The 26,720-nt window shown below is 74.8% G+C and carries 27 protein-coding genes and 1 pseudogene; 17 read left to right on the forward strand and 11 right to left on the reverse strand.

What is annotated here, in order from left to right:
- Positions 1-128 precede the first annotated feature (128 nt).
- The 4 genes and pseudogenes from ACW14Y_RS37430 to ACW14Y_RS37445 form a co-directional block, all read left to right on the forward strand.
- Positions 129-944 carry a putative protein N(5)-glutamine methyltransferase gene (locus ACW14Y_RS37430; protein WP_456984995.1) on the forward strand — a complete coding sequence of 272 codons (816 nt, stop codon included), beginning with the start codon at positions 129-131 and terminating at the stop codon, positions 942-944.
- Positions 945-1,149: 205 nt separating this feature from the next.
- A complete protein-coding gene (locus ACW14Y_RS37435) occupies positions 1,150-2,052 on the forward strand; it encodes an NmrA family transcriptional regulator (RefSeq protein WP_456984996.1) in 903 nt (300 codons plus the stop codon).
- A gap of 110 nt (positions 2,053-2,162) precedes the next feature.
- A complete protein-coding gene (locus tag ACW14Y_RS37440) occupies positions 2,163-2,723 on the forward strand; it encodes an anthrone oxygenase family protein (RefSeq protein WP_380301614.1) in 561 nt (186 codons plus the stop codon).
- Positions 2,724-2,878: 155 nt separating this feature from the next.
- A pseudogene (locus ACW14Y_RS37445) lies at positions 2,879-3,811 on the forward strand (AraC family transcriptional regulator); the annotation flags it as partial.
- 293 nt (positions 3,812-4,104) lie between these two features.
- Here the strand turns inward: ACW14Y_RS37445 and ACW14Y_RS37450 are convergent.
- From ACW14Y_RS37450 to ACW14Y_RS37460, 3 genes are all read right to left on the reverse strand, one after another.
- Positions 4,105-4,668: an anthrone oxygenase family protein gene (locus tag ACW14Y_RS37450; RefSeq protein WP_380301618.1), complete on the reverse strand. Its 564-nt coding sequence runs from the start codon at positions 4,666-4,668 to the stop codon at positions 4,105-4,107.
- 110 nt (positions 4,669-4,778) lie between these two features.
- Positions 4,779-5,537, reverse strand: a complete 759-nt coding sequence (locus ACW14Y_RS37455) for a histone deacetylase (protein ID WP_456984997.1) — start codon at positions 5,535-5,537, stop codon at positions 4,779-4,781.
- A 186-nt stretch (positions 5,538-5,723) separates the two neighbouring features.
- Positions 5,724-7,316: an MFS transporter gene (locus tag ACW14Y_RS37460; protein WP_456984998.1), complete on the reverse strand. Its 1,593-nt coding sequence runs from the start codon at positions 7,314-7,316 to the stop codon at positions 5,724-5,726.
- 95 nt (positions 7,317-7,411) lie between these two features.
- Between ACW14Y_RS37460 and ACW14Y_RS37465 the strand changes: the two genes are divergently transcribed.
- Positions 7,412-8,086, forward strand: a complete 675-nt coding sequence (locus ACW14Y_RS37465; protein WP_380390709.1) for a TetR/AcrR family transcriptional regulator — start codon at positions 7,412-7,414, stop codon at positions 8,084-8,086.
- Positions 8,087-8,257: 171 nt separating this feature from the next.
- Here ACW14Y_RS37465 and ACW14Y_RS37470 read toward each other — a convergent pair whose 3' ends face one another.
- Positions 8,258-8,395 (reverse strand): hypothetical protein, encoded by a 138-nt coding sequence (locus tag ACW14Y_RS37470; RefSeq protein WP_380301623.1) that lies wholly within the window; start codon positions 8,393-8,395, stop codon positions 8,258-8,260.
- Positions 8,396-8,546: 151 nt separating this feature from the next.
- On the opposite strand from ACW14Y_RS37470, the gene ACW14Y_RS37475 reads away from it, so the two are divergent.
- Positions 8,547-9,770 (forward strand): RNA-guided endonuclease InsQ/TnpB family protein, encoded by a 1,224-nt coding sequence (locus ACW14Y_RS37475; protein WP_380395294.1) that lies wholly within the window; start codon positions 8,547-8,549, stop codon positions 9,768-9,770.
- A 33-nt stretch (positions 9,771-9,803) separates the two neighbouring features.
- Here the strand turns inward: ACW14Y_RS37475 and ACW14Y_RS37480 are convergent, their stop codons facing one another.
- From ACW14Y_RS37480 to ACW14Y_RS37490, 3 genes are all read right to left on the reverse strand, one after another.
- A complete protein-coding gene (locus ACW14Y_RS37480; protein WP_456984999.1) occupies positions 9,804-9,989 on the reverse strand; it encodes a hypothetical protein in 186 nt (61 codons plus the stop codon).
- Positions 9,990-10,232: 243 nt separating this feature from the next.
- Entirely contained in the window at positions 10,233-11,189 is a 957-nt protein-coding gene (locus ACW14Y_RS37485) for an NUDIX hydrolase (protein ID WP_456985000.1), read from the reverse strand.
- A gap of 476 nt (positions 11,190-11,665) precedes the next feature.
- On the reverse strand, positions 11,666-12,064 hold the full coding sequence (locus tag ACW14Y_RS37490; RefSeq protein ID WP_380392552.1) for an SH3 domain-containing protein: 399 nt from the start codon (positions 12,062-12,064) through the stop codon (positions 11,666-11,668).
- A gap of 262 nt (positions 12,065-12,326) precedes the next feature.
- On the opposite strand from ACW14Y_RS37490, the gene ACW14Y_RS37495 reads away from it, so the two are divergent.
- A complete protein-coding gene (locus tag ACW14Y_RS37495; protein ID WP_456985001.1) occupies positions 12,327-14,186 on the forward strand; it encodes a protein kinase domain-containing protein in 1,860 nt (619 codons plus the stop codon).
- A gap of 232 nt (positions 14,187-14,418) precedes the next feature.
- Positions 14,419-14,910, forward strand: a complete 492-nt coding sequence (locus ACW14Y_RS37500) for a histidine kinase (RefSeq protein ID WP_380301633.1) — start codon at positions 14,419-14,421, stop codon at positions 14,908-14,910.
- Between the two features lie 60 nt (positions 14,911-14,970).
- Here ACW14Y_RS37500 and ACW14Y_RS37505 read toward each other — a convergent pair whose 3' ends face one another.
- Positions 14,971-15,417, reverse strand: a complete 447-nt coding sequence (locus tag ACW14Y_RS37505; protein ID WP_380301634.1) for an anthrone oxygenase family protein — start codon at positions 15,415-15,417, stop codon at positions 14,971-14,973.
- Between the two features lie 91 nt (positions 15,418-15,508).
- Here ACW14Y_RS37505 and ACW14Y_RS37510 point away from each other — a divergent pair, with 91 nt between their 5' ends.
- Positions 15,509-16,093 (forward strand): TetR/AcrR family transcriptional regulator, encoded by a 585-nt coding sequence (locus ACW14Y_RS37510; RefSeq protein WP_380301635.1) that lies wholly within the window; start codon positions 15,509-15,511, stop codon positions 16,091-16,093.
- A 95-nt stretch (positions 16,094-16,188) separates the two neighbouring features.
- Entirely contained in the window at positions 16,189-17,817 is a 1,629-nt protein-coding gene (locus ACW14Y_RS37515; protein ID WP_456985002.1) for a hypothetical protein, read from the forward strand.
- Here the strand turns inward: ACW14Y_RS37515 and ACW14Y_RS37520 are convergent.
- Positions 17,811-18,947: an ArsR/SmtB family transcription factor gene (locus ACW14Y_RS37520; protein ID WP_456988361.1), complete on the reverse strand. Its 1,137-nt coding sequence runs from the start codon at positions 18,945-18,947 to the stop codon at positions 17,811-17,813. The genes ACW14Y_RS37515 and ACW14Y_RS37520 overlap by 7 nt on opposite strands.
- 103 nt (positions 18,948-19,050) lie before the next feature.
- Positions 19,051-19,542, reverse strand: coding sequence for a hypothetical protein (locus ACW14Y_RS37525; protein WP_456985003.1), 492 nt, complete (start codon positions 19,540-19,542; stop codon positions 19,051-19,053).
- Positions 19,543-19,747: 205 nt separating this feature from the next.
- Here ACW14Y_RS37525 and ACW14Y_RS37530 point away from each other — a divergent pair, with 205 nt between their 5' ends.
- From ACW14Y_RS37530 to ACW14Y_RS37550, 5 genes are all read left to right on the forward strand, one after another.
- Positions 19,748-20,989 (forward strand): MFS transporter, encoded by a 1,242-nt coding sequence (locus tag ACW14Y_RS37530; protein WP_456985004.1) that lies wholly within the window; start codon positions 19,748-19,750, stop codon positions 20,987-20,989.
- 68 nt (positions 20,990-21,057) lie between these two features.
- On the forward strand, positions 21,058-21,768 hold the full coding sequence (locus ACW14Y_RS37535) for a hypothetical protein (RefSeq protein ID WP_456985005.1): 711 nt from the start codon (positions 21,058-21,060) through the stop codon (positions 21,766-21,768).
- 144 nt (positions 21,769-21,912) lie between these two features.
- Positions 21,913-22,221, forward strand: a complete 309-nt coding sequence (locus tag ACW14Y_RS37540; protein WP_380440385.1) for a GNAT family N-acetyltransferase — start codon at positions 21,913-21,915, stop codon at positions 22,219-22,221.
- Entirely contained in the window at positions 22,218-22,706 is a 489-nt protein-coding gene (locus ACW14Y_RS37545; protein ID WP_380306660.1) for an OsmC family protein, read from the forward strand. Before ACW14Y_RS37540 ends, ACW14Y_RS37545 begins: the two co-directional genes overlap by 4 nt.
- Positions 22,699-23,661: a pirin family protein gene (locus ACW14Y_RS37550; protein ID WP_402723393.1), complete on the forward strand. Its 963-nt coding sequence runs from the start codon at positions 22,699-22,701 to the stop codon at positions 23,659-23,661. Before ACW14Y_RS37545 ends, ACW14Y_RS37550 begins: the two co-directional genes overlap by 8 nt.
- A gap of 223 nt (positions 23,662-23,884) precedes the next feature.
- Here ACW14Y_RS37550 and ACW14Y_RS37555 read toward each other — a convergent pair whose 3' ends face one another.
- On the reverse strand, positions 23,885-24,184 hold the full coding sequence (locus ACW14Y_RS37555; RefSeq protein WP_456985006.1) for a hypothetical protein: 300 nt from the start codon (positions 24,182-24,184) through the stop codon (positions 23,885-23,887).
- Positions 24,185-25,186: 1,002 nt separating this feature from the next.
- Between ACW14Y_RS37555 and ACW14Y_RS37560 the strand changes: the two genes are divergently transcribed.
- Positions 25,187-25,501, forward strand: coding sequence for a WXG100 family type VII secretion target (locus tag ACW14Y_RS37560; protein ID WP_456985007.1), 315 nt, complete (start codon positions 25,187-25,189; stop codon positions 25,499-25,501).
- Positions 25,501-26,715 (forward strand): putative T7SS-secreted protein, encoded by a 1,215-nt coding sequence (locus ACW14Y_RS37565; RefSeq protein ID WP_456985008.1) that lies wholly within the window; start codon positions 25,501-25,503, stop codon positions 26,713-26,715. Before ACW14Y_RS37560 ends, ACW14Y_RS37565 begins: the two co-directional genes overlap by 1 nt.
- Positions 26,716-26,720 lie beyond the last annotated feature (5 nt).

Below are 26,720 nucleotides of genomic sequence, written 5' to 3' on the forward strand. Positions count from 1 at the left end.
CCTCACGCAGGTGCACGCCCGGCTCTGACGCCGGCGTAGCGCGTGGGAGTGTCCGCCGTCCGGCGAGATGTGCGCGGAGAGCCCCCGGGTCGGACGATGTCCTCCCACCTGTGCTCCGAGGGGTTCCCTTGCCTGTCCACCCGTCCGCCTCGCTCCGCTCGTCCGTGACCGCCAGGCTGCGTGCCGCCGGCTGCGTCTTCGCCGAGGACGAGGCCCGCATCCTGCTCTCCGCCGCCGACACCCCCGCCCGGCTGGCCGCGATGATCCGTGACCGCGCCGCCGGCCGTCCGCTCGAACACGTCGTCGGTTGGGCCGAGTTCGCCGGTCTGCGGATCGCCGTCGACCCCGGGGTGTTCGTGCCCCGCCGGCGCAGCGAGTTCCTGGTCCGCACCGCCGCCGCACTCGCGCGCGAGCACGCGCAGGTCGTCGATCTGTGCTGCGGCAGCGGCGCCCTCGGCGCGGCGCTGGCCGCCGAGGTCGGCCACCCCGTCCGGCTGTGCGCGGCCGACCTCGACCCGGCCGCCGTCCGCTGCGCGCGCCGCAACCTGGCCGGGTCCGCCGTTCCGGGCGCCGAGGTGTTCGAGGGCGACCTCTTCGACGCACTGCCGACCGGCCTGCGCGGCCGGGTGGACGTGCTGCTCGCCAACGTCCCCTACGTGCCCACCGCCGACATCGAGTTCCTCCCGGCCGAGGCCCGGGTGCACGAGGCCAGGCCGGCCCTGGACGGCGGCGCCGACGGTCTCGACGTGCTGCGCCGGGTCGCCGCCGACGCCCCGCGGTGGCTGGCCCCGGGCGGGGCGCTGCTGTTCGAGACCAGCGACCAGCAGGCCGAGGCGGCCCTCGGGGTGGTCGCGGCGGCCGGGCTCACCGCTTCCCTCGGCTACGACGAGGACCTCGAGGCCACCGTGGTGACGGCCGTCCGGCCACCGCTCGGGACGCCGTAGCCGCGCGGGTCGGACCGCTTCGGGCGGGTCGGACCGCTGTGGGCCGCTGCGGCCCGGTGGTGGCCCGGTGGTGGCCCGGTGGTGGCCCGGTGGTGGCCCGGTGGTGGAACGGCGCCGGGGCGGCTCCGGCGCCGTAGACGCGTACACATGCGGCTGAGCGCGACGACCATGTCGGCGCGGTGGCGCGCGGAGTTGACTGATGCCCATGAACGAGAACACGAAGAGCAACCAGCAGCCCGCCGCCACCGCCGCCCCTGCCACCGCCGCCCCTGACACTGCCGTCACCGCCGCTACCACCGCCGTCCGGACCGTGCTGGTCACGGGCGGGACCGGCAAGACCGGCAGCCGGGTCGCCGAGCGCCTCGCCGCACTCGGCCACACCGCCCGGATCGGCTCGCGCACCGCACCGGTCCCGTTCGACTGGGCGGACGACACCACCTGGGACGCCGCCCTGGAGGGCGTCGACGCCGCCTACCTCGCCTACTACCCCGACCTGGCCTTCCCCGGCGCCGTGGAGACCGTCGGCGCCTTCGCCCGGCGGGCCGCCAAGGCGGGCGTCGGCCGCCTGGTCCTGCTCTCGGGGCGCGGCGAGGAGGCGGCGCAGGCCGCCGAGGCGGCGGTCGCCGAAGCCGGCACCGGCTGGACCGTGGTCCGCTGCGCCTGGTTCGACCAGAACTTCTCCGAGAGCTTCTTCCTGGACCCGGTGCTCGCGGGCGAACTGGCGCTGCCCACCGGGGTCGCCGTCGAGCCGTTCGTCGACGTCGACGACATCGCGGACGTCGCCGCGGCGGCGCTCACCGAGGACGGCCACGACGGTGAGGTGTACGAGCTGACCGGCCCGCGCCTGCTCTCCTTCGCCGACGTCGCCGCCGAACTGTCGGCGGCGACCGGGCGCGAGATCCGGTTCACGGCGGTCTCCCTGGAGGAGTACCGAGCGGTGCTGGCCACCGTCGGCCTGCCGGGAGAGTTCGCCGACCTGTTCTCGATGGTCCTGGACGGCCGCAACGCCCACCTGGCGGACGGCGTTCAGCGCGCGCTCGGCCGTCCGCCGCGCGACTTCGCGGACTACGCGCGGACCGCCGCGGCGTCCGGTGTCTGGAACGTCTGAACCCACCGCTTCCCTCCCGCCTCCACCGGTCCGGGGATCCGCCCGCCGCGCCGTGATCCCCGGACCGCCCTCCACCTCCCGCCCCTTCCCGCCGCCCTCCGGAGTCCGCCATGTCCGCCGCCCTCGGCACCGCCCCCGTCCGCGACCTCGCCGCCGCGACCACCACCGCCTCCCGCGCCGTCGGCCCGGTGCTGGCCACCGCCACCGCCGCGACCGGCCTGATGGCGGGCCTCTTCTTCGCCTTCGACGTCGCCGTCATGCCCGGCCTCGCCGCCGGCGACGACCGCACCTTCGTGACCGCGATGCAGCACATCAACGCGTCGATCCTCAACCCGGTCTTCGGGGCCGTCTTCGTCGGCGCCCTCGCCGTGCCGGCCGTCGGCACCTGGCTGCTGCACCGTTCCGGGCAGCGCGCCGCCACCCTGTGGACGGCGGTGGCAACCCTGCTCTACCTCGCCGCGCTCGTCCTCACCTCCGCCGTCAACGTGCCGCTCAACGACCGGCTCGCCGCCGCCGGCGACCCCGCCGCCGTCACCGACCTCGCCGCCGTGCGCGCCGCCTTCGAGCCGACCTGGACGACGGCCAACATCGCCCGCACGGTGCTCTGCACGGCCGCCGCCGTCGCCCTCACCCGCGCGCTGCTGCTGCACCGCCGCCCGGGCGCCCGTTGACCGCGGGGCTGTCGGGGGTCGGCCGGTGGGCCGGTCCCCGGGCGTCGGGCGACCGGGTGCCGGCCTCCCGCCGTCCGCTGACCGCCCGTCACCCGTGCCAGGCCCGGCCGATATCACCGGCACCGGCGTCACCACCGCGTCTAGGCTGTCCCCTCATGGACACCCTGACCGGGCTGCTCGACGGCCCCAAGGCCCGCGGCGCGTTCGTGCTGCGCTCCGTCCTCAGCACGCCCTGGGCCCTGCGGATCGAGGACCGCGCGCCGCTGTCGCTGATCACCATGCTGGACGGCGCGGCGTGGATCCTGCCCGACGGGGCGGAGCCGGTCCTGGTGCGGCCGGGGGACCTCGCCCTGCTGCGCGGACCGGAGTCGTACACGGTCGCCGACCACCCGCGGAGCGAGCCGGACATCCTGATCGGCCCCGGGCAGATCTGCTCCCGGGACGGCGCCAGCGTCGCCACCTCGATGGCCATGGGCGTGCGGACCTGGGGCGAGACCCGGCCGGACGACGAGCGCCCCTCGGTCATGCTGTCCGGCACCTACCTGGCGGAGCACGAGATCGGCCGCCGGCTGCTGGGCCACCTGCCGACCCTGCTGGTGCGGCCCGCCGGGGTGGACACCACCGAGGACACCCTGGTCCGGCTGCTCGCCACCGAGGTCACCCGCGCCGAGCCGGGCCAGGAAGTGGTGCTGGACCGGCTGCTGGACCTGCTGGTGGTCGGGGTGCTGCGGAGCTGGCTCGCCGCCCCTGACGGCGCGGCGCCCGGCTGGCTGCGCGCCCAGGCCGACGAGGTGGTGGGCCCGGCGCTGCGGCTGCTGCACGACGATCCGGCCCGGCCGTGGACGGTGGCGGCGCTCGCCACCGAGGTCGGGGTCTCCCGGGCGGGACTGGCCCGGCGGTTCACCGCGCTGGTCGGCGAGCCGCCGATGGCGTACCTGGCGAACTGGCGGCTGGCGGTGGCGGCGGACCTGCTGCGCGACCCGGGGCTGACCGTCGCGGCGGTGGCCCGCCGGGTCGGGTACGGCGACGCGTTCGCGCTCAGCACCGCGTTCAAGCGGGTGCGCGGGCTGACCCCGCAGGAGCACCGCCGGCTGGCGGCCTCCGCCGAGGCGGACGGCGCGACGGGCGAATCGGTGGGCGGAGTGGCTGACGGAGCGCTGGGCGGAGCGACGGGCGGAGCAGCGGGCGACGTCCCGGCCGGGACGTCGTCGTCGGCGGCGCGGTCGGCCGTGCCCCCGACCACGGTGGTGCTGGCGGCCGGTTGAACGAGCGGCGGCGGGCGCGGTCGGCGGTCGGCGTGGTCGGCGTGGCCGACGCTTCGCGGTCCGTGCGGTCGGCCGCCGGCAGGGTCCGCGGTGCCGCGACCCCGTCGGCCCGGCTGTCAGCTCGGCCGCATGTGGCAGTGCAGCACCAGCGCCCAGCAGAGGAACCCGAGGGCCGCCGTGGACAGCAACGCCCGCGCCGCGTTCCACCGCGCCCACCTGGCGCGGAACGGCCCGCCCATCCGCACCGGCTGACCGGCCCGGCCCAGCTCCGCGGTCAGGCTCAGCTTCCGGGCCCGGCCCAGCTCGTCGGCCTGCTGCGCCAGCGCCTGGTTCAGCGGGAGGTTCACCATCCTGGTCACCACCAGGGAAGCGGTGTAGCAGACCAGCGCGCCGACCGCCGCCGGCAGCACCCGGCGGCCGTCGCTCGGCAGGTGCAGCACGACGGCCACGCTCGTGAACACCAGCGCCCCGACGAATCCCACCAGGAACCACCCGTTGAGGATCGCCACGTTGAGCCGCTGCATCACCTGCGCGACCATGAAGTCCCCGGTGCTGCCGAGCCCCGGCGTCACCGAGCAGGCGTAGGTGTAGAACAGTCCGGCGGTCAGTCCGGTGGTGACCGTCGCCGCCACCAGTGCGAAGACCCGCATCGCCTCCATGTCGTCCCTGCCCCCGTTCATTCGCCCGGAACCGCCCGGTTGGAGCGGCCCGCGTGCCGATCATCCGTCATCGAACTGCCGTTTGCCCACCGAATTGGCGGATACACACCCGATGATGACGGATGGTCATGTCAACTGCGGCCGGATCCCGTCGTGGAGGCGGATCCTCCGCTGTGCGGGGCGAGCGCGGCGTGCAGGGACCGGACGGTCCAGTGGCCGGCCGCGCCCGGCCGGGTGGTCAGATAGACGCTCGCCCGGCGGGTGGACCAGCCGTGCGCGTCGATGAGTCCGGCGGCGATGGTGCGCAGGTAGCGGGCCCGCGGCGCGTTCAGTTCGGCCTCGGCGAGCGTCCACGGGGCGGTGAAGGTCAGCACCGGGAGGCCGTCCAGGGTGCCGAGGCAGACCAGGGTCCGGTAGCGGCCCGGCCCCTGCCGGTCGAGGCCGGTCCGCAGCACGGTTCCCAGGTCGAGGTCCGTGCCCGGTCCGCCGCCCATCTCCTGGGCGACGATGTCGCTGAACTGCCCGGCCGTCAGCAGATGGGCGCGGGCGGGCGCGGTGCCCGGTCCCTGCGGGTCGTAGAACGCCATGCCGCCGCCCCAGACCCGGGACTCCAGGGCGAAGTAGAGACTTCCGGGCAGTCGAACGGGCACCGACTGCCCCGGCGGCCGACCGTCCCGGCAGCCGGGGTACTCCCGGGCACCGTCGGCCGGCCGCCCGCCGCCCAGGTAGCAGGCGAGCCGCTCGGTGTTCATGTTCGAACCGTAGGCGGCGTACCAGACCGGATCGTCCCGGCCCGGAGCGGTCGGAGCGGTCGGGGCGGTCGGGGCGGTCGTCGGGTCCGCGGGCCGGCGGATCGGCAGGATCGGTCGGATCGGCAGGGAGTCCTCCACGGCCGGTGACGCTACCCGCCCTCGGACGCGTTACTCATGGAGCACACTTTCGAGTGGACCGGGCATGGCGGCCCGAAGCCTCGGGGTAGGTCACCGGCATGACGACCTGTGACCTGACGGTGTGTGACCTGGCGATCGGCTGTGCGAAGGCCCGTGGCACGGCGGCCTGTGGAGTTCGCGACGGCACTACGGTGCGGGTGCCTTCTCCCGCTCGGGCGAGTCCTGCCGCCCGGGTGCCGGGTCCGTGCCTGCGCCAGCGCCAGCACCTGCGGCCGGCTGCTGCCGGTGGAGCCGGGCGAGGGCCGCCGCTGCGCCCAACAGGGCCACCAGGGCGCAGAGTTGCGTGCCGTGGTCGAGTGCGGTGGTGAAGGCCTCGTTCGCGGCGGCGACCAGCCGGTCGGCCGGGCCCGGGGGCAGTCCGGCGGCGACCAGGTGGGCGGAGGGCAGGTCCGCGCCGGCGGGGGCGGGGGCGTCCGGCAGGGCGCTGGCCAACCGCGACCGGTAGGAGGCGGAGACGACGGTACCGACCACCGCGATGCCCAGGGCCCCGCCCAGTTCGCGGACCACGCTGTTCACCGAGCTCGCCATGGGCGCCTTCTCGCGCGGGACGGCGGCCACCGTCGCCGTGCTGGCCGGTGCCATGACCAGGCCCATTCCGGCACCCACCACCCCCATGGCGAGGGCGAGTACGGCGTACGGGGTGGTGACGGTGATCAGGGAGAGGGCGCCGAGCCCGGCGGCCATGACGGTGAGTCCGGCCGCGACGGTGTTCCGGGGGCCGAAGCGGGCGGCGGTGCGGTCGCTGGTGCCGGCGGTGGCCGCCATCGAGAGCGCGAACGGCAGTGCGCCGAGGCCGGCCTCGAACGGGCTGAAGCCATGGACGAGTTGGAGGTACTGGGTGTAGCCGAAGAGCATGCCGAACAGGGCGAAGAAGGTGATCCCGAGGATGCCGCCGGCGACGCTGAAGGTCCGGTCGGCGAACAGCCGGACGTCGACCATCGGGTGGGCCGTGCGCAGCTCCCAGAGGGTGAACGCGGTCAGCAGCACGGCCGCGGCGGCGGCCTCGGCCAGGGTGGTGGCCGTCAGCCAGCCGCGTTCCGGGCCCTGGACGACGGCGTCCACCAGTGCGGCCAGACCGCCGGCCGAGAGCAGCAGGCCGGGGAGGTCGAGCCGGCCGGTCCGGCGGCCGGGCAGGGCCGGGACGAGCAGCAGGACGGAGGTGAGGGCGAGGGTGACCAGCGGCACATTGATCCAGAAGGCGCTGCCCCAGGCGAAGTGGTCGAGCAGCAGTCCGCCGGTGACCGGGCCGACCACGATGCCGATCCCGGCGGTCGCGGACCAGACGGCTATCGCCCGGCCGCGCTCCCGGGGGCCGAACAGCGCCACGATGATCGAGAGGGTGGCGGGCATGACGAACGCGGCGCCCAGGCCCATCAGTGCGCGGAACGCCACGAGTTGCCCGGTCGAGTCGGACAGGGCGGCGGCCGAGGAGGCGAGGGCGAGCACCGTCAGGCCCCCGGTCAGGGTGCGGCGGTGCCCGAACCGGGAGCCGAGGCTGCCCGCGGTGATCAGCATCGCGGCGAACACCAGGGTGTAGGCGTTGTTGATCCACTGAAGGTCGGCGGTGGAGGCGGGCAGTGCCTCGGCCAGCGCGGGCAGGGCCGTGTTGAGCACGGTGTTGTCGATGGTGGTCACGACCAGTGCCAGGCAGAGCGCGGCCAGGGCGGGCCTTCGGCGCGGGTGGCCCGACTCGGGGTCGGGCAGGTCCTCGTTGCGCATGGTCTCCCCATAATCCTCATGCTCGTAAGCTTACGACTGTTAGCTTGCCGGTCGGGACGCTACCGCGATCGGCTAACAGCTGTAAAGTTGCGGCCATGACGAAGGCCCGCGCAGCTACCGACCACCCCGCCGAGCACTCCGCCGACCAGGGCGAGGACGCCTCCCCCCGGTCGCGGAACCGGCGCGGGCAGGGACTGCTCCTGCGCGAGGAGATCCTCCGCGCGGCCACCGCCCTGATCGTGCGCACCGGCTCCGACCAGGCCGTCACCCTGCGCTCCGTCGCCCGGGAGGTCGGCATCGCCGCCCCCTCGATCTACGCGCACTTCCCCGACCGGGACGCGATCGTCGAAGCGGTCGTCCTGGAGGCGATCGCGCAGCTCCACCAGGGGATCGCCGACGCCGTCGCGGAGCACGAGGACCCGGTCGAGTCGCTGCTCGCGGGCTGCGCCGCCTATGTGGACTTCGGCGTCCGCGAACCGGCGCGCTACCGCGTCCTCTTCGGCTGGGCCCACCCCAAACCTGACTCCCCGGGCACCGAGGTCCCCGGTCGTCGGCAGGGACTGGACGCCTTCCAGACCCTCGTCGACGGCCTCCGCGCCTGCGTGAGCGCCGGCCGCTCGTCCAGCACCGACCCCTTCGCCGACGCCGTGGCCGTCTGGACCGCCCTGCACGGCCAGGTCACCCTCCGCGCCGACCTCCCCGACTTCCCCTGGCCGCCCACCGACACCGTCGAGCGGATGACCCGGAGCCTCGGCCGCATCGACTCCTGAGCCGCCCCGCCCGCGGGGCGGGGCCCCGGCGCGGCCCCGGGGCGCCGCGCCCGTGCCGGGAGCCCATGCCGGGCGCCCATGCCGGACGCCCCGGCCGGCGCGCTGGGTGCGCGCCGACCGGGGCGTCCGGACGGGAAGGCGGCGGGGCGGTCTCGTGGGGCGTGCCCCGCGTCAGCGGCCGCTGGAGACGGTGGCGGCCGATCGGGCGGAGGCCGCGCCGACCGGAGCGGCCGCACCCTCGGTGCCGGGTTCGGCCGTGACGAAGGCGGCCCGGCCCTTGCACTGGGCGTTCTTCTCGGCGGTGGTCATCGGAAACCTCCAAGTGAACCTCGGCCTTTAGCCGGGGAGGAATTGGATCTCCGGCGTTGCGGGGTAGGGAGCCTCGATTGCCATCGAGGCGGGCCGCGGTGCTCTGACCGGATGATTTGGTCCTAAGTTGTGGTCACGCTAGTTTGCGAGTGTGACCACGTGCCATGTGAAGCGGGCGTTCAAGTACCGCTTCTACCCGACCGATACGCAGGCGGCCGCGCTGTCGCGCACGTTCGGGTGTGTTCGTAAGGTCTACAACATGGCGCTCGCGGCCCGCACCGAGGCGTGGACGCTGCGTCGGGAACGGGTCAGCTACATCGCGACCAGCGCGATGCTGACCGGGTGGAAGAAGACCGAGGAGCTGGCCTACCTCAACGAGGTGTCGTCGGTGCCGTTGCAGCAGACGCTCCGGCATCTGCAGGGGGCGTTCACCAACTTCTGGCAGAAGCGGGCGAAGTACCCGAGGTTCAAGTCCCGGAAGAAGTCCCGCCGTTCCGCCGAGTACACCACCAGCGGCTTCCGCTTCCGGGACGGCCGGCTGACCCTGGCGAAGATGACCGATCCGCTGGACATCGTGTGGTCGCGACCGATTCCGCAGGGCGCTTCCCCGTCCACGGTGACCGTGTCCCAGGACGCGGCCGGACGCTGGTTCGTCTCCATGCTGTGCGACGACCGACCGACCATGCCGACGCCGGTCAACGCCGCCGTGGGTATCGACGCCGGTGTCACCAGCCTCGTGACGCTCTCCACCGGGGAGAAAATCACCAACCCGAGGCACGAGCACAAGGACCGGGAACGCCTCGCCAGGGCCCAGCGGGACCTCTCCCGCAAGGCCGAGGGCGACGGTTCGAATCGGGCGAAGGCCCGACTCAGGGTCGGGCGGGCTTACGCGAGGATCGCCGACCGGCGCAGGGACTTCCTGCACAAGCTCACCACTCGACTCGTTCGTGAGAACCAAACGATCGTGATCGAGGATCTGACCGTCCGGAACATGCTCAGGAACCGGCGGCTGTCGCGTGCTATCAGTGACGCGTCCTGGACCGAGCTGCGGTCCATGCTGGAGTACAAGGCCGACTGGTACGGACGCGAGCTCGTGGTCGTGGACCGCTGGTTCCCCTCGTCCAAGCTGTGCTCGGCCTGCGGCACCCTGCAGAGCGGGATGCCGCTCAACGTCCGCGAGTGGACGTGCGGCTGCGGGACGACCCACGACCGGGACGTCAACGCGGCACGAAACATCCTGGCCGCCGGACTGGCGGTTGCAGCCTGTGGAGACGGTGTCAGACCTCAACGGAGCACTCCGGGCGGGCAGTCGTCGGTGAAGCAGGAAGTAGTCCCACCGCCGCGCTCACGCGCAGCGGCTCAGCCGCGAGGCTGAGGGGAATCCCCGTCCTTCAGGGCGGGGAGGATGTCAACTTGCGGGTGCTCCAGGTGACACCACGCCGGCCTCCTGCGGGACCGGTCCGGTGCCCGAGAAGTTCTTGACGTACCAGACGTAGTGGCCCCAGTGCTTCGACTTGTGGTGCAGCTCGTAGGTGCCGGAGGCGGACTGGAGGTGGGTGTTGCGGTCGACCCAGCCGACCTGGCCGGCCGGCACCTGGAGCGTGGTCCGTTCGGACGGGCAGCGCCCCCGGTGCGGGGCGGGGTCGGAACCGTGCTGGTGACGGAGCCAAATGCGCTGCTCCGGAGGGGAGTTGACGGCTTTTGGCACGTGTACGACAGGCCGGCCCCGGGCTGCCCCGGCGACTGCCCGCTCGGGCACGCCGCCGTCGCCGTGCTCGGCCGGGCGGTGGGTCGGCGGGGCCTGCCGGGACCTTCGGGGGCGGTCGACGCGGTCAGCTCAGTCGGCGGTGGGCTCCGGGCTCGTGGCCGGCTCCGGGCCCACCGTCGGCGCCGGGCCGGGCGAGGTGCCGGCGACGGCGCGGCCGGAGGCGCGGGCGGCCAGCGCCTGCCGGGCCCGGTCCGCGCGGTCGGCGCCGGCCGCGGCGTCCAACTCCCCGCCGTCGGGGCGGAACCACGCCCAGTCGGTGATCTCCCCGTCGGGGCAGCCGAGCCGGACGGCCTCGGGGTCGACGGTGCCGAAGTCGTGGAAGAACTGGACGATCGGGTGGTCCGCCCCCGGCTCGGGGTGCCGCCAGAACACCGCCAGCAGCGGCCCGGCCGGCCGGTCGAGGCCGGTCTCCTCGCGCAGCTCGCGGGCCGCCCCGGTCGGCGAGTCCTCATGGGTGTCGAGCACACCCCCGGGGAAGTTCCAGGCACCGGCCCGAGGCCGCCGGTCCGGTTCCCGGACCCGGGGCTTGACCATCAGCAGCCGCCCGTCCGGGGCGGTTACCACGGCGGCCGTGCACAGCCACGAGCGCGGGGTGGTGGCCAGCCACTGGGGTCGCGGCAGATGCGGCCGCGCGGGGCCGTGCGCCCGCAGGAACCGCACCGTCCCGGGGGTGACGCCCGGCAGGTTGTCCGTGAAGAACCAGGCATGCGTGCTGTGCCGGGGGAGGGCGAGCCGGTCCAGCGCGCCGGGCGTGTGCGCCGACAGCCCGTACACGTGTCGCAGCGCCGGTTCCGTGGCGTCCTCGAACACCCCGACCCGGCCTTCCGCCACCCCGGCCACCCCACAGCTCTCGGCCAGCGCCCGGACGGCGCCCCGCGCCGGGTCCTCGCCCGGCCGTACGGCGGCGGACGGCAGCTCCCAGCGGCCGTCCGGGCGGCGCAGCAGCAGGACCCGGCCGAGCGTGTCGGCCACCAGCGCGGCAGCCACGGTGACGGTGACGGGGGCAGGGGCAGGCGCGTCGGGCACGGGCGCGTCGGGCAAGGATCCGCGGCCGACGGACGGATCCGCGCCGGTAGTCCCGGTCGGCGGCAGGGGAGAGGAGGAACGGTGCACCTGGAGGTCTCCTTGGGCGAGGGGGCTCAACGGGGCGGGGAGGAGGGCGGACCGGGCCGGGGCCTCAGGGGGCGCCCTCCGGCCGCCGCCCGGGACCGAGGGCCGGCCGCGGGAATCCGTCCACGGGACAGCCGGCTCCTCCCGGCCCGTCCGCTCCGCTTCCGCCCACGTCGATGCGGGTCGCCTCCGTCCGTCCGCGGTGCCTGCCCGGCCGCGCCGGGCGCTCCCGGCTGCCCCTACCCGCAGAGCTCCGCCGCGGAACGCCCGCCGCCGGTCCGCCCCGGAGGGCCGGGAGCGCGGCGGCGCGGCGCACCCGCGTCCGTCCGCCTCCCGCGCGCCGCGCCCCGTAGCCCGCCCCCGGACCCCGGGGGCCGCCCCCTTCCCCCCGTTCACCGTTGCTCGCCCGGCGGGGGAGTCGGGCACACCGCGGCGGGGTGCCCGGGCGGGGCCGGGTGGCCCAGCAGCGACCAGAGCACCCACCCCGTCAGTCCGCTGCGCACCACGACGACCCGGCTCCAGCGCGTCCCGAGCGGGGAGATCCAGGTGTCGACGATCTCCACCCGCTCCCCGCAGTGGGCGAGGCCCAGCACCGCGTCGTCGACCGAGTGCTCGCGCCGCACATTGGCGGCGTTCACGGTGACCACCCAGCCGCGCGGGGCGTTCTGCGGCGGCGGTCCGGCGTGCCGCTCCGGCGGCGGGGGGTGGTCGGTCCCGGCGGCCGTCGCCGGGAGGACGAGGATCAGAAGGGAGAGCGCGGTCCAGCTGACCCTTCCGAGGTGTGCAGGCATACCGGGCACAACGAGCCGATCCGGCGGCAGCCGACCGCGCGCGCCCACGGCCACCCGTAAGGCCGCTCCGGCTCGCTCGGGCGGGTGCACATCACCCTGCGGCCCGTGCCCTCCGGGGGCCCGCCCCGTCCTCCTCGCCCGCCGCGTCCACCTCCGCGCTCCCGGCCCGGCCCCGGACCGGACAAGGACCGGGCGTCCACGGACCGTTCGGCCACCCCGGCCGGTCGGCCCGTTGTGGTCGGCGGCCCCTACGATGGCGGCCATGAACACTGGGGGGCCGGAGACACGGCTCATCGACAACCGCTTCGAACTGCTGGAACGCCTCGGTGGCGGCGGCATGGGCCTGGTCTGGCGCGCCCGTGACACCATGCTGCACCGCGAGGTCGCACTCAAGGAGGTCCGGCCGCCGGACCCGGCGATGGCCGCGGCCAACCCCGAGGCCGCCCACGAACTGCGCGAGCGGGTCCTGCGCGAGGCCCGCTCGCTCGCCCGCCTCCAGCACCCGAACGTCGCGGTGATCCACCACATCGTCGACACCCCCGACCACCCCCACCCCTGGTTGGTCATGGAGCTGGTGAGCGGCGGCAGCCTCGCCGACCGGATCGCCCGCGGCCCGCTCACCGTCCCGGAGGCCGCCCGGATCGGCCGAGGGGTGCTCTCCGCGCTGTGCGCCGCCCACGCGGCCGGCATCCAGCACCGCGACGTCAAGCCCGGCAACGTCCTGCTGCGCGCCGACGGCACGCCCGTCCTCACCGACTTCGGCATCGCCGCGATGCAGGACGCCAACACCGCGCTCACCGCCACCGGCGCGCTGATCGGCTCGCCCGAGTACATCGCCCCGGAGCGGATACGCGGCGAGGAGGGCAACCCGTCCTCCGACCTGTGGTCGCTCGGCATGCTGCTGTACGTCGCCGTCGAGGGCCACCACCCGCTGCGCCGCGGCACCACACTGGCCACCCTCGCGGCCGTCCTGGACGAGCCGCTGCCGCCGCCGACCCGTTCCGGTTCGCTGGGACCGGTGCTGGCCGCCGTGCTGGCCCGCAACCCGGCGGTGCGGCCGGACGCCGCGCAGCTCGACCAGGTCCTCGCCGCCGCCGAGGCGGGCGCCGGTCCGGTCGGGGCGGGGCAGCCGTCCTGGCAGCCCACCTTCCTGGACTCCGCCCGTCCGCCGGTCGGCCCGGAGCCCACGGCGGCCTTCGGTACGCCGAACCCCGCTTTCGGTACGCCGAATCCTGGTTACGGCACCCCGAACCCCGCCTTCGGTACGCCGAACCCCGTCTTCGGCTCCCCGCAGACCGGCTTCCCCACCCCGAACCCCGCCTACGGTGGTGAACCCGCCACCGGCGGAGGGCACTTCGGCGGCACCGGCACCCAGTACCTGGGCGCCACCGGACCCACCGCGCCCCCGCCGCCGCCCACCCGCCGCCGCACCGGCGCCACCGTGACCCTTGCCGTCGCGGGCATGGCCCTGACGAGCGTGCTGGTCTGGAACCTCCGGCCGGACGGTTCGAGCGGCACCGGCGGCAACACCGGAGCGGGCTCCGCCCCCAAGGGGACGAACGCGCCCGCCGACCCGGGCGGCCCCCCGGCCTCGACCGGAACCGCCGCGCCCACCGACCCGGACACGACCGCCTCCGCCGCCCCCACGGCGAAGCCCTCGCCGAGCGCGCCGAAGACCACCGCACCGGCCAAGGACCTGCTCACCCCGGACGGCGTGCGCACCGTCGTCGCCGCGATCACCGCGCAGAGCGGCACCACCAAGGTCAAGCAGCTCGCCGTCTACCCGGAGTACGCGAGCGCCCAGGTCCCCACGGCCGACGGCCGCGGATACGACTGGTACGACTACCGCAACGGCAATATCGCCAAGCGCCCCGGTGGGTCGATGGCCAAGGAGAAGACGGTCGACCTGGCGCAGTACGACTGGGACACTGTCCCGGCCCTGCTGAAGAAGGCCAACGAGACCCTCAACGTCCCCAACCCGACCAGTCGTTACCTGCTGATCGACATGTGGTCCGACGGCTATCAGTGCATCCGGGTCTACCTGTCCAACGAGTACCACAACAGCGGCTACCTGCTGGCGGACAGCAAGGGGACCGTGCGCCGCACCCTCCCCGCCGACTGACCCGGCCGCTCTCCGGGTGCGCCCCGGACGGCCCCGGCGGGCCCGGTAGGCCCACGGACGGTGGCGGGCGGCCCCGCCCCGGACGATGCTGGACTGGTCCCGGGGCGTCCCGGCAGGCCTCCTCGACGGGTGCCCCCGGCGGTCGTTCCCAGCGGTCGTTCCCGGTGGTCGCCCCGACGGGCGCCTCCGGCCGCCCCGGTGCCCCACCCCCGAGCGAGGAGCCGTCGCGACCATGAGCGAGAACCACCACGTCCTGCTGCTCGACTTCACCGACAGCGCCGCCTGCCGCGCCGCCTTCGACGAGGCCGCGCACCTGCCGGGCCTGCGGCAGTCCGCGATCGTCGAGCGCGAGGCGGACGGCACCCTGGACTTCCCGGCCAGCCAGGTCCGCGGCGCCGGCGCGCCGACGGTCGGCGCGGGCGTGGTCGGCGGACTCGCCGGGGTGCTCGGCGGCCCGATCGGCGTCCTGCTGGGCTGGATGGCCGGGACGGCGCTCGGCAACGCCGCCGAGACCTGGCGCGACAAGGAGGGCGGCGCCGGGCTGATCGTCCTGAGCGAGGAGGTGGAGGACGGCCACTGCATGCTGGTGCTGGACGTGGTCGAGTCCTCCCCGGACCCGGCCGACGCCCTGGCGGCCCGCCACGGCACCACCCTGCGCCGCCTCCCCGCCGCCGACCTGGCCGCCCGGGTCAGGGAGGCCCGCCGCGCGGCCGAGGAGGCGTAGGAGGGTCCGGCGCCGTCGCCCGCGCTGCGGCCCGCAGACCGCAGACCGCAGACCGCGGGCTCAGGCGAGGGCCGTGGCCAGCAGGGCGAAGGCGGCGACGATGACGGCGACCCGGGCGTAGTGGTAGCGGTCCCAGCGGTTCTGCTGCTCCTTCCAGTCCGCGGGCCGGTTCTCGGGCGTCCACGTCTTGCTCCGGTTGTTGATCGGGACGAGCAGCAGGACCGACATCAGCACGCTCAGGACCAGCAGGCCGGCGGCGACCACGACCAGGCCGGCGCCGGGGTGGTGCCGGCCGGCGACGGCCCAGACCGCGCTCAGCGCGACAGAGGTGATGTACCAGACCGGCATCAGCGCGCCGAGCATCCGGCCGCCGTGCGCGCGGCCGAGCTGGCCGGCGTCCTCGGGCAGCCCGCCGAGGATCGGGTTGACGACGAAGGCGACACAGAACTCCACGCCCACCATCACTCCGACGACCACGGTGGTGAAGACCTCAAGTGCGTTGAGCATGATGACCCCTCCTGGGATCTAGCGCTGCTAGCTGTTGAGGCAACGCTAGACCTACTGCCGCTCGATTGTCTAGCAGTGCTAGGATCGACCTATGTCGGTACAGGAACGCAAGCAGCGCGAACGGGCGGACCGGGCGCGGCTCATCGTGGCCACGGCCCGCGAACTCGCCGAGCAGCAGGGTTGGGACGCGGTCACCACCCGCCGGCTCGCCGAGCGCATCGAGTACAGCCAACCCGTCCTCTACAGCCATTTCCGCGGCAAGCGCGAGATCATCGGCGCCGTCGCCCTGGAAGGGGCCGCCGAGATGGCCGCGGCGCTCCGGGCCGCCACCGCCGCCGCTGCCGCGCACGGCCCCCGCGCCCGGGTCACCGCTCTCGCCCTCGCCTACCTCGACTTCGCGGACCGCAACCCGGCGGTCTACGACGCCATGTTCCAGCTCGACGGTGGCCTGGCCTTCGCCCGCGAGGACACCCCCGCGCCGCTGAAGGACGCCTTCGCCGCGCTGCTGGAGACCCTCGGCGAAGTCGCCGGGGACGGCGTCCACCCGGCCCTGTTCACCGAGACGTTCTGGGCGTCCCTGCACGGGCTGGCCACCCTGACCCGCGCGGGGCGGCTGCCGCCGGAGCACACCGGACCCAGGGTGGACCTGCTCGTCGACCGGCTCGCAGTGCTCTGACCCACCTCTCTCCCCTCGGCCGGCGGCGCCCATCGAGCGCGAACCGTTACCCGCCCCCGGCGTACGCGGCCCCCGACGGGGGGAGGCTGCGGGGCATGCGAGGGGCGGGGGAGTGGGGAGCCCTGCGGGCGGTCGTCCGCTGGGCGGGGCATCCGGGGACACTGGCCGCGGTGGCGGTACTGCTGTTCAACGACCATGTGGGCAAACGGCTGTGGCCGGGCGCGGTGACCGGGAAGGTCAGCGACCTGGCGTGGATGCTGGTGTCACCAGTGGTCCTGGCACTGCTGCTGACCCTGGTGCTGTCGCCGATACCGGTGCTGCGGCTGCGCGGGGACCGCCCCGCGCTCGCGGGGCTGGCGGTGACGGGCGCGATGTTCGCCTTCGCGAAGTCCGGACCGTGGGGCGGCGAGGTCGCCTCGGCGGTGTGGTCGTGGAGCGGGGTGCCGAGCCGGATCCAGGGCGACCGGAGCGACCTGGTGGCGCTCCCGGCGCTGTGGGTCTCCTGGTGGCTGTGGCGGCGCTCGCGCGCGGTTCAGGGATTGCGTGTGGCACCGGGACCGCCTGCCGCACGGCGGTGGTGGCGTACGGCGGCGGCTGCCGTCGCGGTCCCGCTGGCTGTCGTCGCGATGGTGGCGACGTCGGCCGAGCCGTCCCCCGACCGGGCGCCCGGGCTGTGGTCCCACGGATCCCAACCGATGCTGGAGACCTTCGAGAGCTGGTGGACGACGCGGGACGGCGGCCGGAACTGGGTCCCGGTGGCACCGGGCTCCTTCAACCGTTTCGAGCGGGCCGACGACCAGGCCGAGGAGCGGACCGGTATCCGGGGCGACGACCGCCTGTGCGTGGCCCCCGAGCGCCTGCGGTGCTTCCGGCTCCGCGACGACGCCTCCCCGATCGAGGCCAGTGAGGACGGTGGTCTGACCTGGCAGCTCGCCTTCGATCCCGGGTGGCGCCGCCGCCGGCCGCTGCCGTCGGAACCGGCTGCGACACCGGGCGGACCTCCGGCGGAGTCCACCTCCGCCGTTCCGCAGCCCCCGTCCGCCGCACCGGTCGTCGGCCGCGCCCAACTGCTCGTAGCCGCCACGCCCAAGAGTTGGGCGGTGATCGCGAACTATCCGGGGGCCGGTCTGGTGCTCGGAACGCCGGACGGGGTGTGGACACTCAGGGACTACCCCGTTCTCGTGGCCCTGCCCGTGTCCGCGCCGCCCCGGCACTGGCCCCTCGGGCTACCGGTGGCAGTGGCCGCCGGGTTCGCCGGTGTACTGGCGGTCGCGGCGGTCTGGCTGTTGCGCACCACTGCCCCGGCCGGGCGGATCTGGGAGCTGTGGTTCCTGTTGCTCCGTCAGGGACTCTGCCTGTACTGGGTGTGGCAGGCGGCCTGGCTCTGCGGCGGAGACCTGCTGTGGCAGGTGCCCGGCGTGCTGGTGGCGGGCGTGGTGACGGTGCCGCTGCTCCCGATGCTCTGGGCCCTCCGGCACGGCCCCGACCGGTCGGGAAGCCGGTTGCTCCCCCTGACGGCGGGCGGGGCGGTCGTCGCGGTGTTGGCACTGGTGCCCTACCTGCGGTGGGCAGCGCACGGACTGTCGGCCTGGTCGCAGGCCTCCGACCAGGCGTTCCTCTGCGCCTTGGCCGCCACGGTGGGCGGAGCCGTTGTCGGAGCCCTCACCCCGCCCCCGGTCGCGCCGACCGCCGCGGCTGAAACGCGGTCGGACAGCCTTCAGTAACCCGCTGAACTCGTTGAAGCGGCCGAGCCGGGAGCCTCAGCCCCGGGCACCGCGTCCAGCAGCACCTGGCCCGCCGCCGTGCGGTGGTAGAGCACCGAACGGCCCGCCCGGCGGCGCAGGACGAGTCCGGCCTCGCGCAGGATCCGCAGATGGCGGCCGACCGACCCCAGCGGGAGGCCGGTCAGCGCCACCAGCTGACTGGTGGTCTTCGGGGTGCCGAGTGCGACGAGCAACTCGGCCCGGCCCCGCCCCAGCAGCGCGGCCAGCGCCTCCGGCACCGGAGGTCCGGCCCCGTCGGCCAGCACGCCCGAGCACGGGTACACCACCGCGTACCGGCGGCCGGGTCGCACCCGCCGCCCGTCGACCGGCGGCATGTCCCAGCAGAGCCAACTCTGCCCCGGCGTGACCGGCACGAACAGCAGCTCGGCGGCGGTGAGTTCACGCGATTCGGCGGCGGGTTCGGCGCCGGTCCGCAGGCCGTCGCCGCCGAGCCAGCGCATCCCCGGCCGCAGGTCGCCCAGCGCCTGCGCCCAGCCGCCCGAGCCGAGGGCGGCGGTGCGGGCCAGGATGTCGGCCTCGATGATCCGCCGACGGCGTGCCCAGTCCGGTTCGACGGTCTCCGTCCACACCCAGGACAGCAGCCCGGCCGCGCTCCCGGCGAGGTCCTCGTGCCGCAGCAGGGGCGGCGGCAGGGCCGAGTCGTCGTGGGCGCCCAGCGTCTCGGCCAGGTCGGCCCGCACGACGGCCGGGGGCGTCGCCCGGACCTCCGCCAGCTCCCGGGCGAACAGCGCCGCCGCGTCCGGCAGCGGCGCGGCCGCCCCGGGCGGGGGTGTCCCCGGTGCCGGGGGCCGCGGTGCCGGCGTCCCTGGTGCCGGCGTCCCCGGTGTCGGCGTGAGGAAGGTCGCGTTCCAGCGCGGACCCAGCGCCGTCCGGACGAGCGCGGCGGCGACCGGGTCGGCGGCCAGCCGCTCCCGGTAGCGGGGGAGCGCGGTCGCCAGCCACCGCCGCTCGCCGGGGTGGGCGCCCGTGCCTCCGTGCAGGGTCTTCAGCGCGGCGACCGTCTCGGCCAGCGGGGACAGCACGAACCGGCTCCCCGCGAGCGTGTCCGCGTCCAGCCGCCACCAGCCCATGCCCGTCGCCTCCCGATCGTCTGCTGTGCCTCGGCGTTCGTTCACCGGGACCGGTCCCGCCGACTGCGTAGCCGTCGGGAGATCCCGGCCGCATCCGTGAGCCTCAGTCGTCGCCGAACGCGAGCAGCACCGAGAAGAACTCGTCGTTCGCGCCGGCGACGACGACGTCGATGCCGTGGCGAGTCACGGGACTCCACTGGCCGCCGGAGGCCCAGAAACCCTCCCGGTTGGTGACCCAGTCGGCCTCTTCGCCGAGGATCTCCGCCACGCGGACGGCAGCCCGGTGCGCGCCGTCCCTGTCCTGGAACCGGGCGGAGCGGACGAGATCGACGGCCGCCATGCCGGCCATCATCTCGATTGCCTCCCAACGGTTCACCCGGTCGAGCACCGCGGCGACCTCCGGCGCGGAGATCGGTCCCGTGCCGTGCTCGACCGACCAGTCGTTGTGGGCCTGCTCGGCCTGCTCGGCCTGCTCGGCCAGCGCGAACACGCGATCGGCGATGGGCACGTTCGCTGCCGGACCGTAGCCGGCACACACGTGCCGACCGACCGCGAGTGAATCGAGCAGCATCGCAAGCTCGTCCTGGGTTTCCACTCCGGCATCCTCGCACCACCCGTGCGGCCGACCGTCACCTGCACGGACGTCGCCGATCCGCGGGCGGCAGCGGCTCGATCACCGTCCACGGGTCGGCATCGACGTCCCACCGTTCTGTCCGCATCACCCCGTACTCCGGGATCCGGCTTTCGCGCGTCGGCGAAAAGCTGACGCGCCGCCGCCCGGGCCGGAAAGACTCCGCCGCATGCGCACCTACCGGGAGTTGTTCCGCCGGCGCGAGTTCACCGCGCTGTTCCTGTTCTCCGCCGCCCAGACGGCGGCCCAGACCGTCGCCGGACTCGCGCTCGGCGTGCTGGTGTTCCGGCGGACGGACTCGCCGCTGCTGGCGGCCCTCGCCATGTTCGGTCCGGCGTTCGCCCAACTGCTCGGCGCGGCCACGGTCCTGTCGGCCGCCGACCGGCTCCCGCCGCGCGCCGCCCTGACCGGCCTCGGCGTGCTGCTGGGCCTCGGCACGGCCGTCCAGGCGGTGCCCGGTCTGCCGCCCTGGGCGCTGGTGCCGGTGCTGCTCGCCCTCGGGGTGGCGGGCGCGGCGGGCGGCGGAGTGCGCTACGGGCTGCTGCACGAACTGCTGGGCCGGGACGGCTATCTGCTGGGCCGCTCCGCGCTGGGCCTGGCGTCCGGCCCGGTCCAGATCGGCGGCTTCGCGATCGGTGGCGCGCTGGTCGCCGCCCTCACGCCGTCCGGCGCGCTGCTCACGGCCGCCGCCCTGCATCTGCTGTCCGCCGGTGCGGCGCGCACCGGGCTGCGTCGGCGCCCGCCCCGGGCCGCCGGGCGGCCGTCGGCCGCCGCGACCCGGCGGGCCAACGCCCGGCTGTGGTCCTCCGCTCCGCGCCGGTCCGTGTACCTCGCGCTGTGGGTGCCGAACGGGCTGGTCGTGGGCGTCGAGGCGCTCTACGTGCCCTACCGGCCGGACGCGGCGGGCCTGCTGTTCGCCGTCGGCGCGCTGGGCATGCTGGTCGGGGACGTCCTGGTCGGCCGGGTGCTGCCCGCGCACCGGCGGGAGCGGCTGGCCGTGCCGCTGTGCGTGCTGCTGGCCGCACCGTACCTGGGGTTCGCGCTGGAGCCGGGCCTGCCGGTGGCGGCGGCGCTGGTCGCGGTGGCCACCGTCGGGTACGGGGCGGGGCTGCTGCTCCAGGAACGGCTGGTCGCGCTGACGCCGCCCGAGCTGAGCGGGCAGGCGCTCGGCCTGCACGGTTCCGGCATGCTGGCGATGCAGGGGGTCGGCGCGGCGGCGGCGGGCGCGTTCGCCGAACTGACCTCGGCCGCCACCGCGATGGCGGGGACGGCCGCCGTCTCGCTGGCCGTCACCGTGCTGCTCGCGCCGGGCCTTCGGCGGGACGGGGTACGGCGGGAGGAAGCGGGGCGGGAGGAGGTGCGGCCGGACGGCGCGTCCCGACGCGGTGTCAGTACGACCCGGTGCCGGTAGGGCTGACGCACACGCACTGCTACCATCCGCGCATTCCGAACAATGATCGAACAGAGTGGGCGGGCGCGGTGCAGGACGAGGTGCGGGAGCAGGGCCAGATTGCGGGGGACGGCGCGGTGCGGCGACGACGGGTCGCCATCGGCATGGCGGCGGGACTGTGCGCCGTCGCGCTGGTCGGCGCGGGGGGCTGGGCGATGAGCGGGTCCGACTCCGCCGATCCGGCCCCGACCGGCTCGCCGACCCAGGCCACCTCGCCGACGGCCGACCCGACCGTCGACCCGACTCCTTCGGCACCGCTCGCCCCGGAGACCCCGTCCGACCCTGCGGCCGCCCCGGAGTCGGCGGACACCCCGATCGCCCCGTCCACCGCCCCGTCCACCGCGTCGTCCACCGCGTCGTCCACTGCTCCCTCCGCGGTTCCGACGGCCGAGCGACCGGCCACCCGGCCCGCGACACCGGCCTCGCCGCGCCCGGCCGCACCGTCGAAGTCCGCTCCCGCCGCACCGCCTGCCGCCCCGTCCGCCCCGGCCGTTCCCGCGCCCCCTGCCGCACCCGCGCCGCCGGTGCCGCCGGCGCCGCCCGCACCCGCACCCCCCAAGGCGCCGCCCACGGCCCCCAAGCCGCCGGCCGACCCCGACGACGGCCCCGACCCGAGCCAGTGGACGGTGCCGCCCCGCCCGGTCCCGACCCTGCCGTCGCGCCCGGTCTCCTGCCCGCCCGGCCAGATGGCGTCCTGGGACGGCTGCCACCCGCTGCCCCCGCCGATCACCCTCTCCTGAGCCCCGCCCCGGGGTCGCCCCGGGCCCACCGCAGGTCCGCCCGGGGCGCCGACCGCCGGATTCCCCTCCGGCGGTCCTTGATCCACCAATAGTTGAATGATAAATTAACTCCGACGCCAGGGACCCGACCCCGAGGAGTACGCCATGACGACGACCACCGTCGCCGACAATCCCGAGAAGTCCCGCTACGAGATCACCGCCGACGGCGAACTCGCCGGCTTCGCCGAGTACTTCCGCCACGACGACGAGATCGCCTTCATCCACACCGAGATCGACCCGGGCTTCGGCGGCCGGGGCCTCGGCGGCATCCTCGCCCGCGCCGTGCTCGACGACGCCCGCGCCCGTGAGCTCGCCGTCCTGCCGTACTGCCCCTTCATCCGCGGTTGGCTGACCAAGCACCCGGAGTACCACGACCTCGTCCCGGCCGCCCAGCACGAGCGGTTCGGCCTGTGACCGCCGAGGCCACCGGGGCGGCCCCGGACGCCGAACCCCTGGACACCGCCGAACCCGTCTTCGTCCGCTCCGCCGCCGCCGTCGCGACCAGCACCGGCGAGGACTACCGCGTCGACATCCGCTCCGGCCGCCACCGGCTCGCCGCCGACGAGCCCGAATCGGCCGGCGGCGCCGACACCGCCACCACCCCGGTCGGCCTGCTGCTCTCCGCCCTCGGCTCCTGCACCGCGATCACCCTGCGGATGTACGCCCAGCGCAAGCAGTGGCCGCTGACCACCGTGCGCGTCCACCTCGGCTACGAGAAGGGCCCCGAGAAGGCCGTCCGGATCACCCGCCGGATCGACCTGGTCGGCGACCTCGACGAGACCCAGCGCGCCCGCCTGCTCGACATCGCCGACCGGACGCCCGTCACCCGGGCCGTCTCCGCCGGTACCCCCATCGTCCCCGCCGCCCCGCGCGCCGCCAACGGAGCCCACCATGACTGACGCCGCCGTCCCCGACCCCGCCCGCCGCGGCGGCCGCGCCGACACCCCGGGCGGCCCGGTCCACGAACTCCTCGCCCCGCGCGAGGCCGCCCTCGGCGGCAGCACGGTGGTCCGCCGCCTGCTCCCCAACCTGGGGCGCCGGATGGTCGGCGCCTGGGCGTTCGTGGACCACTACGGTCCGGACGACATCGCGGACGAGCCGGGCATGCAGGTGCCCCCGCACCCCCACATGGGCCTGCAGACCGTGAGCTGGCTGCACGCGGGCGAGGTGCTGCACCGCGACAGCCTCGGCAGCCTGCGGACCGTGCGCCCCCGCGAACTGGGCCTGATGACCTCCGGCCGGGCGATCTCCCACTCCGAGGAGTCCCCCCGCCCGCACGCCCCCCTCCTGCACGGCGCCCAGCTGTGGGTCGCCCTCCCCGACGCCCACCGCCACCGCGAACCCGCCTTCGAACACCACGCCGACCTGCCCACCGTCACCGCCCCCGGCCTGCACGCCACCGTCATCCTCGGCACCCTCGACGGCGCCACCTCCCCGGGCACCACCCACACCCCCCTCGTCGGCGCCGACCTCACCCTCGCCGCCGCCACCGACCTCCAGCTCCCCCTGGACCCCGACTTCGAGTACGCCGTCCTCACCATGTCCGGCCGCACCACCGTCGACGGCGTCCCCCTCGACCCCGGCGCCATGCTCTACCTCGGCACCGGCCGCCGCACCCTCCCCCTCCACGCCGACACCGACGCCACCCTCCTCCTGCTCGGCGGCGAGCCCTTCGAGGAGAAGATCGTCATGTGGTGGAACTTCATCGGCCGATCCGGTGAGGAGATCCTCCAGGCCCGCAACGACTGGGAGACCGGCACCCGCTTCGGGGAGGTCCACGGCTACGACGGTGCCCGCCTCCACGCCCCGGCCCTCCCCGACATCCCCCTGAAGGCGCGTGGCCGGGTGCGCTGACCTGGGAAGATGCCTCGGATTAAGCACCTGTTCCGGTCGCTGTCCACTGGACTGTTCCGCCATCCGAAGCGCATCGGAAGGGCGGTTGCAGGACGAGTTCCGCGCCCCGTGCCTGCCTCCTCGGGAGGCAAGGCACGGGGCGCGTCGATTCTCAGGTCTACGCGCGTTTCGCAAGGTCTGCCCGTACTGATGCTGACTTTTTGCTGACTTTTCTGACGGATCGTCAGTGGCGAATTGGCCTGGTCGGCCACCGCTTGACCGAACCGGCCTCGCCGTGTGCGGACTGCACCACGGTCATGTTGCTGATTCGAAAGCCTGCGTTGTGTGGCAGAGGCGATGCACGGCGCCCCGATGAGCGCGCGAGATCACCGTGGATCCGGCGGTGCTCGGCGAGTCCTTCGGGTCGGGTGAGATCCGGGAGTGCCGCTTCCTTGCGGACGGCGTACGACCTGAACGCCGATGAGAGCCGGTATCCGACCGATCCGGCCCGTGCGGCGGCGTACGAGCAGAGCTTCTTCGACAAGACCCAGTCCTTCGCCCGCGTGGGCGGCGCGACTCTCGGCAGTTGCAACAGCGAACTCGCCGCTCTGGCGAACACGCACCGCGCCGACCACGCAGCCGTCGGCTTCGGAGGCTTCCTCGGTGACGAGCTGCGGAACATCACCTTCGCCGGTGAGCAGGAGGCGGCCGAGCGGGTGCTGGCGGCGTTCCAGGCCTACCAGCAGGACGACCGGAAGATCCGCCAATTCAACGCGCAGGGGCGGCTCATGAAACGGTCGCCTTCAACACCGGTCTGGCCGCCGGCCAGTCCAACGCCGACTCCGGTCCTCTCGCCACGGCGCTCGACGACGTCCAGGCAGTCAACCAGCGGGCGACGGACCGCGCGGTGGCCGACACCGACGACGACCTCGACGCCTCGGCGGCGGCCCTCGGCGGCGCGCTCCGGGCGGCCGCTCTCGTTCTGGCCGCGTTCGGAGTCCGGCCCAGGCTGCGGGAGTTCGCCTGACGGGTGCGTGCTCCACGACAGGCCGAGGTGGTGTGCCGTTACGGGCAGCTCGGGCGGACCGCCGGATTCGGGAGGGTGGCGGTCACGGGCGGCGCCTTCTCGCCAAGAAGGTGTCAAGGTCATCGACCGGCACGTCAATGACGTGTCAAGGAGGTCCGGGGCGGGCTCCGGCCGGCCGTAACGTCGGTCGTGCAGAAACGGTTCGTTGCTCGGTTGTGGGGGCTTGAGCGGCGGACCGCGCCGGATCCCGGCCCCGGCGGGTTGCGCCGGGGCCGCGTTCGGTCGAAACAGGGGGCGGCGAGTGGCTCGGCCGGCGGCCGTCCCCGGGGGCGGTCCGCCGATGCAGCAGCCCAGGTCGCCGCGTCACTCGCCGTCCCGGTGTCGAGATCCCTGCCGCCGCGGCCCCGCGCGTTCGGAACGCGTTGGGGATCCGTCAGGAACTCGTCAACGGATCGATCATGAACCGGAGTTGGCCGCTAGCGTGCCGGTGATCATTCGTACGGGGCTCATGGGGGAGCAGTGGCGGACAGGTTCAGGGTCGACGCGGGAGAGCTCGGCCAGGTGTCGCAGGAGCTGCGGGAGGCGACCGGCAGCATGGCCGGCGCGATGCACGCGCTCGACAAGGCCTCGCCGCAGGTGGCGGGGCACTTCGCGCTGGACGGCGCGTGCGCACACTTCGGCGGTGAATGGAATTTCGGGCTCAAGCAGTTGAACGAGACGCTGCACGCGATCGGCGCGGGCCTGGACGCCACGGCCAAGGCGTACCGGGACACCGATGCGGTGATCCAGGGCACGCTGACCGGCAAGGTCGCCACCGGCAGGGCGGCCGCCTGATGGCGGGCCCTGGGTTCCCCGGCTGGGGCCCGAAGGTCGAGCGGGACGGCTTCCCCGCCCTGGGCTTCGACCCCGCGCCGGGCAGCTTGAGCGGTGTCGACACGCTGGTGAAGGATCTCCGGCTGGCGGCCAAGGAGTTGAACGACGCGCGCGGCAGCGTCCAGCGGGCCTCGCGGAACGGGCAGGCCTGGCAGGGGGAGGCTGCGGACGCCTTCTCGGCCCGGATCGCCAAGCTCCCCGGGCAGTTGGACACCGCGCACACCTCGTTCTCCTCCGCCGCCGCGACGATGGCCGGGTGGCGGGAACAGCTCGCCGGCATGCAGCTCCGGGCCGACGACCAGGAGGCCCGGGCGAAAGCCGCCAGGGCCGAGCGGCAGAAGGCGGCGGACGACCCGGACCTCGACCTCGGCGGGCTCTGGTTCCAGGACGGGCAGCAGGCGGAGGAGGCGACGGCGAAGCTCCGGTCGGCGCAGGCCCGGCTGAAGACCGCCGACGCCGAACTGGACACGATCCTCGCCCAGGCGGAGGAGCTGCGGGCCGAGCACGACCGGCTGGCGCAGGAGGCGGCGCGGGCGGTCGGCAAGGCCGGCGACGCGGCCCCGGACGGGCCCGGCTGGTTCGCCCGGCTGATGGACGGCGTGAAGCAGCTCGCCGCGGCCCACATCCGGCTCGCCAAGGACGCGGCGCAATGGGTGAAGGACCACGCCAACGCGATCGCCGCCGTCGGTGACCTGCTGTCCAACGCCAGCACGCTGGTCGGCCTCGCCGCGATCGGGGTGGCGGCGGCCGGGGTGTTCTTCCCGCCGCTGGAGGTGGTCGCGGGTGGGCTGGGCGCGGTGTCGATGGGCCTGTCCGGCGCGGCCCTGGGCGCGCACGCGGTCGCCAAGGCCGCCGGCGCGGACGTGCCGCCGCTGAGCCTCGCGGTGGACGTGATGGGCGTCGTCCCGGTGATCGGCACGGTCGGCAAGACCGGAAAGCTGGCCGCCTCCCTGTTCACCCGCGAGGCGGTCGGCAACGGCGTCAGCCTCGGCGGGACGGGCATCACCCTCGACGGGTGGTCGAAGGACGCTGCGGGCCTCAAGCAGTTCCTCCCGCGCGGCGGCCGCCAGTGGGGCGAACTGCTGCTGCCGGGCGGGCCGTTGATCGTCGGGCTGGAGAACGCCTGGGAGGACGGCTCGCAGAAGGACAAGGCGGCGGCAGGCAAGGGAAGTTGAAGGTA

The sequence above is a fragment of the Kitasatospora sp. cg17-2 genome (genome assembly GCF_054031055.1).